The 12,673-nt window shown below is 66.4% G+C and carries 10 protein-coding genes; 1 reads left to right on the top strand and 9 read right to left on the bottom strand.

All coding sequences use genetic code 11. From position 1 onward, the window contains the following. Positions 1–184: 184 nt before the first annotated feature. Complete coding sequence (locus GBA63_RS09860) at positions 185–1,054, bottom strand: DMT family transporter (protein WP_207957179.1); 870 nt, start codon at positions 1,052–1,054, stop codon at positions 185–187. A 104-nt stretch (positions 1,055–1,158) separates the two neighbouring features. Between GBA63_RS09860 and ilvD the strand changes: the two genes are divergently transcribed. Next, positions 1,159–2,853, top strand: a complete 1,695-nt coding sequence (gene ilvD / locus GBA63_RS09855) for a dihydroxy-acid dehydratase (RefSeq protein WP_166175652.1) — start codon at positions 1,159–1,161, stop codon at positions 2,851–2,853. Positions 2,854–3,028: 175 nt separating this feature from the next. Here the strand turns inward: ilvD and GBA63_RS09850 are convergent, their stop codons facing one another. The 8 genes from GBA63_RS09850 to GBA63_RS09815 form a co-directional block, all read right to left on the bottom strand. Beyond that, positions 3,029–4,135, bottom strand: a complete 1,107-nt coding sequence (locus GBA63_RS09850) for an App1 family protein (protein WP_166175650.1) — start codon at positions 4,133–4,135, stop codon at positions 3,029–3,031. Positions 4,136–4,195: 60 nt separating this feature from the next. Further along, positions 4,196–4,471 carry a hypothetical protein gene (locus tag GBA63_RS09845; RefSeq protein ID WP_166175648.1) on the bottom strand — a complete coding sequence of 92 codons (276 nt, stop codon included), beginning with the start codon at positions 4,469–4,471 and terminating at the stop codon, positions 4,196–4,198. Positions 4,472–4,599: 128 nt separating this feature from the next. Beyond that, positions 4,600–4,746 carry a hypothetical protein gene (locus GBA63_RS09840; protein ID WP_166175646.1) on the bottom strand — a complete coding sequence of 49 codons (147 nt, stop codon included), beginning with the start codon at positions 4,744–4,746 and terminating at the stop codon, positions 4,600–4,602. A gap of 99 nt (positions 4,747–4,845) precedes the next feature. Next, the gene (gene ruvB / locus GBA63_RS09835) at positions 4,846–5,934 is read right to left on the bottom strand and encodes a Holliday junction branch migration DNA helicase RuvB (RefSeq protein ID WP_407690827.1); all 1,089 of its coding nucleotides are present in this window, start codon (positions 5,932–5,934) and stop codon (positions 4,846–4,848) included. 2 nt (positions 5,935–5,936) lie between these two features. After that, the gene (ruvA, locus tag GBA63_RS09830) at positions 5,937–6,527 is read right to left on the bottom strand and encodes a Holliday junction branch migration protein RuvA (RefSeq protein WP_166175644.1); all 591 of its coding nucleotides are present in this window, start codon (positions 6,525–6,527) and stop codon (positions 5,937–5,939) included. A gap of 24 nt (positions 6,528–6,551) precedes the next feature. Beyond that, on the bottom strand, positions 6,552–7,073 hold the full coding sequence (gene ruvC, locus GBA63_RS09825) for a crossover junction endodeoxyribonuclease RuvC (RefSeq protein WP_166175642.1): 522 nt from the start codon (positions 7,071–7,073) through the stop codon (positions 6,552–6,554). Positions 7,074–7,186: 113 nt separating this feature from the next. Beyond that, positions 7,187–8,074: an excalibur calcium-binding domain-containing protein gene (locus GBA63_RS23195; RefSeq protein WP_207957177.1), complete on the bottom strand. Its 888-nt coding sequence runs from the start codon at positions 8,072–8,074 to the stop codon at positions 7,187–7,189. Positions 8,075–8,495: 421 nt separating this feature from the next. Next, complete coding sequence (locus GBA63_RS09815) at positions 8,496–12,437, bottom strand: PAS domain S-box protein (RefSeq protein ID WP_166175640.1); 3,942 nt, start codon at positions 12,435–12,437, stop codon at positions 8,496–8,498. Positions 12,438–12,673: the final 236 nt, after the last annotated feature.

The following is a 12,673-nucleotide window of genomic DNA, read 5'->3' as shown; positions in this document are numbered from 1 at the left end:
GCCTGATACCCGAAGCTTCTAAGGCGGTTTGCCAAGAGGTTCGACCTCTTTGCAAAGCTGTCAGCCGTCAGCTTTCAGCGAGAGCAAGAGGGCTGATCGCTGAGAGCGGAGGCCGAAGGCCGCAGCGGGCTGACGCTGACCGCGCGGGTTGCGGTAGCATTGAGTCACCGCAACCCGCTTTAGTTCAGCCCCTTCTCGCGTTCACGAGCACGACGCCCGAGAGCGCGATGACGCCGCCGACGACGGAGAGCGGCGTCGGCACCTCGCCCAGCCAAATCCAGGCTATAAGAAAGGCCAGACCCGGGATCAGGTACAGAAAGCTCGTGGCGTTCGATGCCGGCATCCGGGCGAAGGCGTAGCCGAGGGCGAGGTACGCGATCACGGTCGGGAACACCCCAAGGTAGACCACGCTCAAAGTAGCCCCGAGCGGCGCCTCCCGAACCGCGTCGATCAAACCCGGCGCGAAGAGGAGCATGACGAGCGTCCCGGCCCAGATGGCGTAGGTGGTGAAGCGCAGCGAGCCGTACCGCGCGAGGTAGGGTTTCTGGAAGACAAAGAAAAGGCTCTCGGAGACGGCGGCGAGCAGGATCGGGAGCGCCCCCGGATCTATGCCCAGAGACCCGCCCTCCCCGAGCGAGATCATGACGACCCCTACGAAACTGACGAAGGTGCCGACCCACCCCACTAAAGGCAGCCTCTCCCCAAGAAGCCAGACGGCGAGCAGCGCGGTGAAGACGGGGACGGACGCGATGATGAGGCTGGCGGCCCCGGCCTCAACCGTCACCTGCCCGAACGCGAGCCCGACGTGGTAGACGGTGAACCCCAGGAACCCCCCGAGGAGGACCGCAGGCAGGTCCCTCCACGCCGGAGGCGGCATCCGCGTCAGCAGCGCGTAGGCGACCAGCAGCGCCGAAGCGACCAGGAACCTCAACAGGGCCAGGTGCCCCGGCGTGTACGTCTCCAGCCCTGCCCTGATACCCGCGAACGCCGAAGCCCAGATCAGAATGGTGGCCCCGAGGGCGAGTAGCACGCGCCTGTCCCTGCTCCGCTTCACGCGGGGTAGTCTACAAGCGGGCCCGGGACGTGGCCGGCGCTGGCATAAAGCCGCGCGGCTTTCTATACTCGGCGGGCACACCACGCGATCTGGTAGGAGAGACCATGGAAATCACGGATACCCGGCACAAGAGCCGCGCAATCCTCGACGGACGGGACCGGGCGCCGGCCCGCTCCTACCTCAAGGGGATGGGATTCACCGAGGAGGACCTGAGCAAACCGATAGTCGGGGTGGCCCACTCCTGGATCGAGACGATGCCGTGCAACTTCAACCACCGCCACCTGGCCGAGAAGGTCAAGGAGGGCATCCGCGAGGCCGGCGGCACCCCGATGGAGCTGAACACCATCTCTATCTCGGACGGCATAACCATGGGGACTCAAGGGATGAAGACTAGCCTCGTCTCGCGCGAGATCATCGCGGATTCCATAGAGCTCGTGGGCCGCGGCCACATGTTCGACGCCATCGTTACGCTCGTCGGGTGCGATAAGACCATACCCGCCGCCGCGATGGCCCACGTCCGTCTCGGCATCCCGGGCGTGATCGTCTACTCGGGCTCCATACAACCTGGACGCTTCAAGAACCGCGACGTCACGATCCAGGACGTCTTCGAGGGCGTTGGCGCGAACGCGGCGGGCAAGATGTCCGACGCCGACCTCCTCGAATTGGAAGAGGGCGCCTGCCCCGGCGCGGGCGCCTGCGGCGGCCAGTTCACCGCGAACACGATGGCGATGGTCCTGGAATTCCTCGGCCTCTCCCCCTTCGGCTCCTCCAGCCCGCCCGCCCTCGACGGCCGCAAGGACGAGGCCTGCGTCGCGGCCGGCAGGCTCGTCATGCGCCTGCTCGAGAACGGCCTCGACCCGAAACGAATCCTCACCCGCGAGGCGTTCGAGAACGCGATCGCCGCGGGGGCCGCGAGCGGCGGCTCGACCAACCTGGTTTTGCACCTGCTCGCCATCGCCCGCGAAGCCGGCATCCCGCTGGACATAGACGACTTCGACCGCGTGAGCGAGAAGACCCCCATCATCGCCGACCTCAAGCCCGGCGGTCGCTACACGGCCGTCGACCTCGACCGCGCCGGCGGGACGCGCCTCTTCGGCAAGCACCTCATGGACGGCGGCCTGCTCCACGGCGACGAGCTGAACGTCTCGGGCCGGACCATCGCGGAAGAAGTCGCGGACGCAGAAGAGGATGAGGGCCAGGACGTCGTCGCGACCGTCGAGCACCCGTTGCGCGCTACGGGCGGCCTCGTCATCCTGAAGGGCAACGTAGCCCCCGAGGGTTGCGTGGTCAAGGTCGCGGGCTACACTCGCATGAGCCACAGCGGCCCCGCCCGCGTCTTCGATTCCGAGGAAGACGCGATGGCGGCCGTGCAGGCCGGTTCCATAACCGGCGGGGACGTCGTCGTGATCCGGTACGAAGGTCCCCGCGGAGGCCCCGGCATGCGCGAGATGCTCGGCGTCACCGCGGCCCTCGTCGGCCAGGGCCTCGGCGAGACGGTGGCCCTCCTCACCGACGGCCGCTTCTCGGGCGCCACCCGCGGCCTCATGGCCGGCCACGTCGCCCCAGAAGCAGCCCACCGCGGCCCGATCGCAGCCCTCAAGGACGGCGACACCATAACCTTCGACATAGAAGGCCGCACCCTGAACGTGGACCTCTCGGCAGCAGAGATCGAAGCCCGCCTCGCCGGCTGGACCGAGCCCATCCCTCCCTATTCCACCGGCGTCATGGCGAAATACGCGGCCCTCGTCTCCTCAGCATCGAAGGGAGCGATCACCGACGCCGCACTGGGAGCGGGGTAGCTCTTAGCTTTTAGCTGTCAGCTATCAGCTTTTTGATGAGTTCCGTGCGAGGAGGGTAACCCTCCTCGCACGGAACTCTAGGGAAACATCCGAAAAAAACGACACTGTTCGGATCTCCCGATCGGCCCGCACGCGGCCCTCTATTGGCTGACATCTGATAGCTAAAAGCTGCCAGCTACCCCGGCGCGTCGCGGCGGGCGCGGACCCGATCGATGGCTCCTGGTGGGATCAGGCCGAGTTCCGCCGCGTGCTCGGCCGCCTTCACCGTGTCGCCGGTCAGCGCCATCGCGACGCCGTGGGCGCTCAGCTTCTCGGCTATGGCGTGAACTTCGAGGTCGCGTTCGGGGGAGGTCACGTCGCGGATGTAGACGGCCTTGATCCGGCCCGGGTGCTCTATGACCGCCTGGTGGTAGATCTCCGGATCCTTCTCCCCGGAGTCGCCTATCAAGACGAAAGGCAGGTCCGGGTACGTAGCCAGCAACGTGCGGATGATGCTGAGTTTGTGATCGTGGTGCTTCCCGAGGGTCGTCGGGCTCCAATCTTTCAGAAATAACGGCCCGGCGGGCACGCCGTGTACGTCCAGGAAGTCTTCCAGCAGATCGTAGATGTTCCAGGGGCTGCTCGAAACGTAGAAGATGGGGTTGCTTCCTTCGCCCCCGGGACCGCCGCGCAACGCCTCGTAGAAGGCGGAGACGCCCTCGAACGGCAACCGCGTGTGGGCGTTGTTGCGCGCGACGATCCAGGCCATCTTGAGCACGTTGGTCGCGCTGGACTGGACCACCGTATCATCGAGGTCGCTGATAACCCCGAACTCTGCCCCCGAGGGGACGAGGACCCGTCCGGTGGACCGGACCGGCCCTCCTCCGGGTGAGGGCGGATGGAGGAGGTGCAACCCCACCTCGTGCCAGAGGCCGGGCCCACCCAGCGATCCATCCAACTCGAAGCTGACGTCGAAGAAGCCTTCCTCGTCGGCCGTGGCGTGCACCTCCAGGGCGCGGAACGTGGCGCGCACCCTGGCGCCCGCGACCTCGCCGCTGTTGAAACGACGGGCCATGTTGAGCAGGTTCTCGGCGAGGGTGTCGTCCCGCGCCGAGCGGGTCACGCCCTCCTCTTCGAGGACCCTGCCCCGCAAAAAGAGCTGGCGGTCCGTGCCGTGTCCCCTGTAGGGCAGGATCTGGAACCGGCCCAGAAGCCCGAAGCGGCGCTTGAACCCGAAGCGGAGGTCGTCCACCCACCTCTCGACGTCCCGCGCGGCCGTGATCGGACGCCACCTCCAGGTCATGGGATCACGCCCAGGCCCCAGCGATGGGACCGGTACGTCCCTTGGCTCTCGACATCCTGCTCAACCCTGGAGAAACTTTACTTGCCGGTGGGCCACTTCGGGTATGTCCACCTGCTCCACGCTCGACCACGGCAGGAACGCGTAGCCGTCTTCACCCTCCCCCACATGCAACAAGAGCCCGGCCGGGTCACGGTCCGAGACCGTCCCGGCCATCTTACGACCACTCCAGGTCGTGACGGAGACGCCTACACCTCTCTTCAAGGCGTCCGAAACCTTCGGGGCCTGATCCAAGAAGTCCCCGCCGCCCTCTGGCCGTGTAGTCGCATCTCGGTCCATCGCTTCTGCCCCCTGTGTACCCCGCGCCGCGCAAAGTAATCCGGTGCCAGGCCTATTAGTTCCGGCTGGACATTTTCGGGGTTTACGTCTTGGGGCGCAGCGCGGATCAAGCCCGACCTCAAGCAACTTCACGAACCGGAAGGGCCAAATACCCTCGCATCGGCGCAGGCGACGCACCACTGCACCAGAGATCCCTGATCCAGCCGCAACTCGATGACGTCGCCGCAGGGGGAATGGGTGAGGGTGAACGCGGCGAAGGCGAGATCGTCTTCCATCCGAGGTGGCTCCTCGGGCCATTCGTTTTCGTTCGTACCCGGCATCGCCGGGTTATCGAGCGATTCGGGGCGGGGCTTTAGCGGAAACCGGTCGAACAACTACCTGGAGTTTGGGGAGGGGACGCCCAGGTGGTCGTAGGCCCGGTGGGTAGCGATCCGGCCCCGGCTGGTGCGTTGGATCAGGCCGCTCTGCAACAGGTAGGGCTCGTAGACGTCCTCGACCGTGTCCCGCGCCTCGCCAAGCGCGACGGAGATCGTCCCGACCCCGACGGGCCCCCCGTCGAACTTCTCTATTACGAGGCCCAGGTAGTTGCGGTCGGCCCGGTCGAGCCCGAGCACGTCCACACCCTGCATCTCGAGCGCCGCGTTTGCCGTCTCCTCGTCGATGTGTCCCTCTCCCACGACCTGCGCGTAGTCCCTGACCCGCTTGAGCAGGCGGTTGGCCACGCGCGGCGTCCCCCGGCTCCGTTTGGCGAGCTGAGAAGCGCCGTCGTCCGTGATCGGAATATCCAGGATCCTGGCCGCCCGGACCACGATCTTCTGCAGGTCCTGGGGCCGGTAGTAGTCGAGGGTCTCCGTTACACCGAACCGGTCGAGCAGCGGCTTGGTCATCAGGCCCGTGCGCGTGGTCGCCCCGACGAGGGTGAATCGCTCGAGGTCCATCCTGATGGTGCGCGCCGAGGGCCCCTGACCAAGCACGATGTCCATGGCGTAGTCCTCCATCGCGGGATAGAGAACCTCCTCGATCTGGCGGTTGAGGCGGTGGATCTCGTCTATAAACAGGAAGTCGCCCTCTTCTAGGTTCGTGAGAATGGCCGCCATGTCCCCGGCCCGTTCCAGGCTAGGCCCGCTCGTCGTGTGCAGGTTGACGCCCATCTCCCCGGCGAGGATGCGGCACAGCGACGTCTTGCCGAGCCCCGGAGGCCCCGCGAACAGCACGTGGTCCAGCGGCTCGCCGCGCTGCTTGGCGGCCTCCACGAAGATCCTGAGGTTCTGCTTGAGCGCTTCCTGCCCGACGAACTCGTCGAGCGAACCGGGCCTGAGCTGCGGCTCGTCGTCCTCGGCGAAGGCCTCCGGGTCGAGCGCGTGCTCCTCGGGCGGCCCGATGGGGCCGATGGGACCCGCCGCCCCGGTAATATCTTCCGGCAACCCGTCGTCGCGCACGGTGAAGTCGTCCATCTCTTCCACGCCTAGCGCCTGCTCCCTATCCGCCGTAGCGCCTCCTTTATGTATTTCTCGACCGACGTCTGCGGCGGCACGTCGTTGAGCGCCTTCTCCGCCTCCTCGAGCCTGTACCCGAGCGCGGCGAGCGCGTCCCTGGCCTCCATGAACGGACCGCCGCCACCGTTGCTCGCCACCGCCGGCTCCGCCCCGAAGACGGCGAGATCCTTACCCCGAAGCTCCAGCACGAGCCTCTCGGCCGTCTTCTTCCCGAGGCCCGGCACCGAGGCGAGCTTCACCACGTCGCCCCTCGCCACGGCCTCCGAGACCTCTGGAGGCGTCATCGTCGAAAGCACCGAGAGCGCGAGCTTCGGCCCGACCTTGCTCACCGCCGTCAACGCGTCGAAAGCCGAGCGCTCGTCGCGCCCCGCGAACCCGAACAACAGCATCGCGTCCTCCCGGACGACCATGCGGGTGTGTATGACGCACTCTTCGCCGAGGGAGGGCAGCGCCCGCAGCGTCCCCTGAGACGCCGAGGCCCGGTAGCCGACGCCGCCGACGTCTATGACGACGCCCTCCGTATCCTTCTCCACCAGCGTTCCTCTGAGCCTGTAAATCATCGGCTAATTATCCCCCAAGGCACGCTATTTCCCCACCCCCACCTTTCCGGGCATCCTGCTCGAAAAGGCGTGGGTAATGGCGATGGCGAGGCCGTCGGCGGCGTCGTCGGGGCGTGGGATCTCGCGCAGGTTCAACAACGCCCGGACCATCTCCTGCACCTGGCGCTTGTCGGCCCGGCCGTAGGACGTGATCGCCTGCTTGACCTGAAGCGGCGTGTACTCGGCCACCTCGATCCCGGCCCGGTAAGCGGCCAACAGAGCCACCCCCCGGGCCTGCCCGACCGTGATCGCGGTGGTCACGTTCGTGTTGAAGAAGAGCTCCTCGACGGCCACGGTATCCGGCACGTATCCCCCGACCAGTTGCGTGACGCCGTCGAAGAGTCGGCCCAGCCGCCGCGGCATCTCCCAGGTCGATGGCGTCGTGATCGCCCCGTGCTGGACGTAGCGCAGCCGGCTTCCCTCCTGCCGGATCACGCCCCACCCCATAGTCGCCGTGCCGGGATCTATCCCGAGAATGGTCTGTCCCCTGCCGGTCGCCACGAGCATGACCTAAGACTACTCGCTAAATCCTCCTGCTGCATCTACTCCTACATGTTGTGCAAACCAGACCCGAGGCCACTACGCCAGCACGAAGCACCTGGCTAATGCCCGAAATCTCCCTACGGCAAAGTCTCGCAGGCCAGCCCGTTGCCGTCGGGGTCCAGAACGTACGGGTCGCCGGGCGCCAGGTACAACTGAGCCTCCTCCTGCGTCCGGAAGTCCGAGCAGGAGTAGTCGCCGGCCGGGGAAGCGGTCGTCGTGCCGCCCGCCGTCGTCTCCTGGGGCGTGATCCCGGTCCTTTCGGGCGTAGCCTCCGGTGCGGTGGTCTCGGATGCCGTCGTCTCTTGCTCCCCGTCCTCCGGCGGGGGCTCGTCGGGCGGGGGCGTGAAGCGGGGGACTTCGGCGACGATGTCCGCGACGAGGTCTTCGCCCATGACGAGCCTCCACCCTTCTTCGGTCTTGACCATGTCTTGCAAGACGGGCGCGTTGAGGACCGGGTCGGCCACGGGCTCCCCGTCCCTGGCGTAGAAGGTCCGGTCCATCTCGAAGGAAGCCTCGTCCGGGCCGACGAACACGCGCGTCAGGGAGTCGAGGCTCAGGTAGCGGCTGCCCCAGAGCGGTTCGTAGAAGGAGAGCCAGTCGCCGAGGGTAACGCCCTGCGTGGTGCCCGGATCGTACATCTCGTAGGCCTCTTCGTACGCCTTCTGCTTGAAATACAGATGGTAGACGCGCAGGTGGTCGTCCGGTGGGATCTCGTCCCGCGCATCAGAGAGCAGGTCGAGCCTCGCCTCCCCGCCGCCCAGTCGGACCCCGAGGCGTTCCGGCGTGATGCCATTGGGGACGGCGAAGAACAGGGTCGAAGCGCGGCTCTGCCCCCCGTCCAACTCCACCGCCTCCAGGGGCTGTTCGGGCCGATGGGTTCCTCCCGCGTCGTCCTCCAGCAAGGCCTCGGGCCGGACCGTGACGGGAGATCCCGAACCGTTCGCGACCACGAAGTCGACCGCCACGAACTCGCCGTCGCCGCTATCTTTGGAGATGACACGCTCCCCCGGACCTGGCGCGTAGTACAGAATATCCGCGTCCCTGACGCCGAAGAGCCTCAGGGAGACGCCGCCGACGTCGACCCTGTCGCCGATCCCCCGTGGTTATCCACTTCGTCCAGAAGGCTCGGGGAGCCTCCTTCTCCTGCCTGGCTCCACCCGCCCTCTCGTCCCGGCTGGGGGCTCGTTCGTCAGAGCCGCTCCCACTCGCGCCGCCGGAGCAGGCCACGGCGGGCGCGAGCAGCAGCAGGGCGCCGGCGAGGATCACGAGCTTCTTGAAAAGGTCCACGAGGACGACATGATATTGGTCCTCCCTCCCGGCTTCCACCCCTTACGGTCCCGGGTCCGTCAAAGTCGGCCCCTGGGCGTCGGGGGAGGCTACTCTCCGCTACCCGGGCTCCTCCTCGACGCGCGAGATCTCTTCCAGCTCGGCGCGGGCCCGCGTGACCTCGACCTCCAGCCGTCCGATGCGCCCGGAGGCTCCGGCCAGAACGCCGGAGTTCCCCATCTCCTCGAACTCCTGGCAGAGGGCAAAGACACGCTTGGCACCCAAGTTACCACTCGCACCCTTGAGCGCGTGCGAAACCGATGCGACCTTTTCGGCATCCCCCTGGCGGATGGCCTTCCGAAGCTCCAAGAGGCGCTCGGAGGCGTCCTCCAGGAACATCGTCGCCAACTCCGCGACAATGTCTGGGTCCCCCTCCCCCTGCAGCCCGCGCAGGGATGAGATCACCGCCCGGTCGAGTACCTCCGCCTCTTCGGGAGAAGGATCTGCGGACCCGTCGTCCGCAACCCCTTCCGGGCCCTCGCGATCCGGCACAACCCAGCGGGAGAGGGTTGCGTCCAGATCTTCGGACCTGACCGGCTTTGGGACGTAGTCATCCATGCCCGCTTCCAGCGCCTTCTCCCGATCGCCCCGCATCGCGTTCGCGGTCATGGCGATGATCGGGGTGTGACCCGCGGGCCCTTCGCGGCCCCGGATCTCGGCCGTGGCCTCGTAGCCGTCCATGTTCGGCATCTGCACGTCCATCAGGACCGCGGCGTAGTGTTTCTTCGCGAGCGCTTCGAGGGCTTCGACACCGTCTGCGGCGAGTTCCACCCGGTAACCGAGCTTCTCCAGCATCCGCATGGCCACCCGCTGATTTACGGCATTGTCCTCGACTAGCAGCACTCTGGCCCCCGCCCCGGACCTTCCCTCGCGAACGGAGTGGCGGGTGACGAGGTACGCTTCCTTCCGCCCTTCAGTGGACTCTGAAAAGTTGCCCAACACCGTCGCCAGGGTATCGTAGAGCTCCGATTGCCTTACCGGCTTCGTCAGGTATGCCTCTATTCCCGCTTCCGCCGCCCGCCGCCCATCGCCCGGGCGCCCCGACGAGACTAGGAGCAGGAGACGGGTCGAGGAGATCTTGGGGTCGATCTTGATCTCCCGCGCGAGTTTGATGCGGTCGGCGCCGGGGCCAGTGACGTCGAGCAGGGCCACGTCGTACGGCCTCTCGCCCCGGGCGGCGGAGCGCAGTTCCGCCAGCGCCCGCGGGCCGTCTTCGGCGGCGCCACCGTCCATACCCCACGAGCGGAGTTGACGTTGGAGGATGCGGCGGTTCGAGACGTCGCCGCCCACGACGAGGGCGCGCAGGCCTCGGAGCTCCTCCCGGGGTCGCGGTGCGACCGGCACCACCTTCGACTGTTTGCCCAGCGGCAAGATAAACCAGAAGGTGCTGCCCACGCCGTACTCGCTCTCGACGCCTATCTCGCCACCCATCAGCTCGACGAGCTGCCTGGAGATTGCCAGGCCGAGTCCCGTCCCGCCGTAGCGGCGGGTGGTCGAAACGTCGGCCTGGAAAAAAGCCCGGAAGAGGTCGCCCCTTTGCTCTTCCGTCATGCCGATCCCGGTGTCCGAGACCTCAAAGCGCACCGCCACCCTCTCGGCTTCCTCCCCGATGAGGCGAACCCGCAGCGCAACCCGGCCTTGCTCGGTAAATTTAATGGCGTTCCCGGTAAGGTTGGTGAGAATCTGCCTTATGCGGCCGGGGTCTCCCCTGAGGGCCGTGGGCAGGCCAGGCTCCAAGAGGAACTCCAACCCGATCCCCTTCTCGCGAGCGCGCCCGGACAGGAGCCCCACGGTCTCCTCGATCACGCCCCCAAGGTCGAAATCGATGACCTCGAGGCGCATCTTGCCAGCCTCTATCTTGGAGAAGTCCAGGATGTCGTTGATGATCGTGAGCAGCGCTTCCCCAGAAGAGCGGACGGTTTCGGCGTACTCGCGTTGCTCGGGGTCGAGGTTCGTGCCGGCGAGTAGCTCGGCCATGCCGATGACGCCGTTCATCGGCGTCCTGATCTCGTGGCTCATGCTGGCCAAAAACCCGCTCTTGGCCCTGCTGGCCGACTCGGCATCCTCCTTGGCCTCCTTCAGCTCCGCCTCGGCCCGCCTGCGCTCGGTGACGTCGCGCGCCGAGCCCAGCGCGCCGATCACCTCGCCACCCGCGTCCCGTAAGGCTGCGGCGTTGTACAGAACGGGCGTAATCCGTCCGTCGCGGTGGCGGATCTCTAGCGGAAAGTCCCGCAGCGAACCGTGGGTCAGGACCGCCTCAAGTCCCCTGACCCCCCGCTCCGGCTCAGGGAAATAGGAGAAGATGCTGGAGCCGATCAGCTCGTCCCTGCGCAGACCGGTCACCTCCTGCATGGCGGCGTTGGTATCTGTAATCTTTCCTTCGAGGTCGACCGCTGTCAGCGCGTCCGGGGTTGTTTCGACGATGGTGCGGCTGTAGTTGGCCAGCTCCCTGGCTTCCCTGTTCGCCCGCTCTCGCGCGGTGACGTCGAGGACCAGCGACATGACGGAGAGCACCCCGCCCGACTCGTCCCTGAGGACGGAGTTGTACCATTCGCAGTCGAGTACCGAGCCGTCTTTGCGGTAGTTGCGGTTGGAGAAGACCACGCGGTCCTCACCGTCGAGCAGGCGGGTGACGACGGCGCCAACCTCCTCTTCGTCTTGCTCGTGGATGAAGCGCAGGTCGCCTCCGATGGTCTGGCCGACCACTTCATCAGCGCCCCACCCGAAGATCCTCTCCGCCCCCCCGGACCAACGAAGTACGCGCAGATCTTTGTCCCATTCGACCACGCCGACCGGGGAGTTCTCGAAGTGGGAATTCAGCTCCTGGTGGGCCGAGCGGAGTTCGTCCTCGACCTTTTTTCGCTCGGAGACGTCCTCGGCCCTGCCCTCGAAACCGACCACGGAGCCGTCCTCGTCCCGCACGGCCCAGGCGGTTAGCGAGATCCAGAAAGCGGCGCCGTTCTTCTTTCTTCCCTCCACCTCGAACCCCGAGACCTCGCCCTCGCGGGAGAGCAGTCGGACGAATTCGTCGCGCCGGACCGGGTCCGCGTAGAGTTGCCCGGCGCCGTCGACGCCTGCCAAGAGATGCCCCGGCGTCTCATATCCGTGCATGCGGGCCAGCGCCGTGTTGGCCATCAGGATCCGACCGTCGACGCTCGTCCGGAAGATGCCCACGGTGGCGTTCTCGAAGAGGGAGCGGTAGGCTTCCTCAGCCCTCCTCAACGCCTCCTCATCCCCCTTGCGTTCGGTGATGTCGGAGAAGGTCACCACGGCGCCGACGGCCTCCCCTCCCTCGAAGATAGGCGTGCTCGCGTACTCGACCGGGAAGCTCGTTCCGTCCTTGCGCCAGAAAACCTCATCGGCGACGCGGTGGAACGTCCCGTCCGTGATCGCCCTGTAGATCGGGCACTTCCCGGAGGGGTACGGCTTCTCGTCGGACGTGGTGTGGTGCGTGAGCTCGTGCATGGGCCGCCCTACCAGCTCTTCGATTTCGTAGCCGAGCATCGAGGACGCGACCGGGTTGACGAACGTGACTCTGCCCGCGCGGTCGAGGCCGTAGATACCCTCACCCGCCGAGTTCAGGATCGACTCGTTCCGGCGGACCTGCCGCGCGAGCTCCTCATCCACACGCACCCGGTCCGTGACGTCGCGCAGGATGCCCCTGAAACCGACGGCTTCCCCCTTCTCGTCCCTCACGAGGCTCACGGAGGTTTCGACGGTCCGCCTGGTCCCGTCCTTTCTTATTACCCGCGAGCCGAAACCGGGGTTGGGTGCGCCCGTCCTGTAGACTTCGTTGAAGGCTGCGTAGACTTTCGGCGCGTCCTCGGGATCACCGTAGGCGCGGTTGTTGGTTCCCTCCAACTCCCTGGCGGGTCGCCCCAGTATCTCGCACAACGCCGGGTTGACGACGGTAATGTTGCCGGCCAGGTCGACCTCGAAGTAGCCATCCCTCAACTCGTCGATCACCGAACGGCAACCCCCGTCGCCCGCTAGAGGGGTCACACGAGCCCGCCTTCATGACAGGATGTTTCCAGAACCTTTTCCTTCGGCCAGATCGACATCACACAGGTGTATTGTTACAAGAACGGACGGCCCCCGCCCCTCCTTCACCCGGACAGATATATGCGAAGACGTGGCCCTCCTCAATGCCGCATCTCTCCTGTGAAACCTCCAGCCCACCGCAGGACTAAAACGCGCGCGGCCCGTCGACCGGGACCTCCCCGATCCTGTCGAGAAGT

This window comes from Rubrobacter tropicus (assembly GCF_011492945.1).
GTDB classification, from domain to species: domain Bacteria; phylum Actinomycetota; class Rubrobacteria; order Rubrobacterales; family Rubrobacteraceae; genus Rubrobacter_D; species Rubrobacter_D tropicus.
Note: the sequence above shows the minus strand (reverse complement) of the source record. Positions and strands in the feature narration are given on the sequence as shown.

Coding starts and splice junctions, on each gene's coding strand:
- GBA63_RS09845 (WP_166175648.1), bottom strand. CDS start 4,471: ATGGACCGAGATGCGACTACACGGCCAGAGGGCGGCGGGGACTTCTTG.
- GBA63_RS09840 (WP_166175646.1), bottom strand. CDS start 4,746: ATGGAAGACGATCTCGCCTTCGCCGCGTTCACCCTCACCCATTCCCCC.
- GBA63_RS09850 (WP_166175650.1), bottom strand. CDS start 4,135: ATGACCTGGAGGTGGCGTCCGATCACGGCCGCGCGGGACGTCGAGAGG.
- ilvD (WP_166175652.1), top strand. CDS start 1,159: ATGGAAATCACGGATACCCGGCACAAGAGCCGCGCAATCCTCGACGGA.
- ruvA (WP_166175644.1), bottom strand. CDS start 6,527: ATGATTTACAGGCTCAGAGGAACGCTGGTGGAGAAGGATACGGAGGGC.
- ruvC (WP_166175642.1), bottom strand. CDS start 7,073: ATGCTCGTGGCGACCGGCAGGGGACAGACCATTCTCGGGATAGATCCC.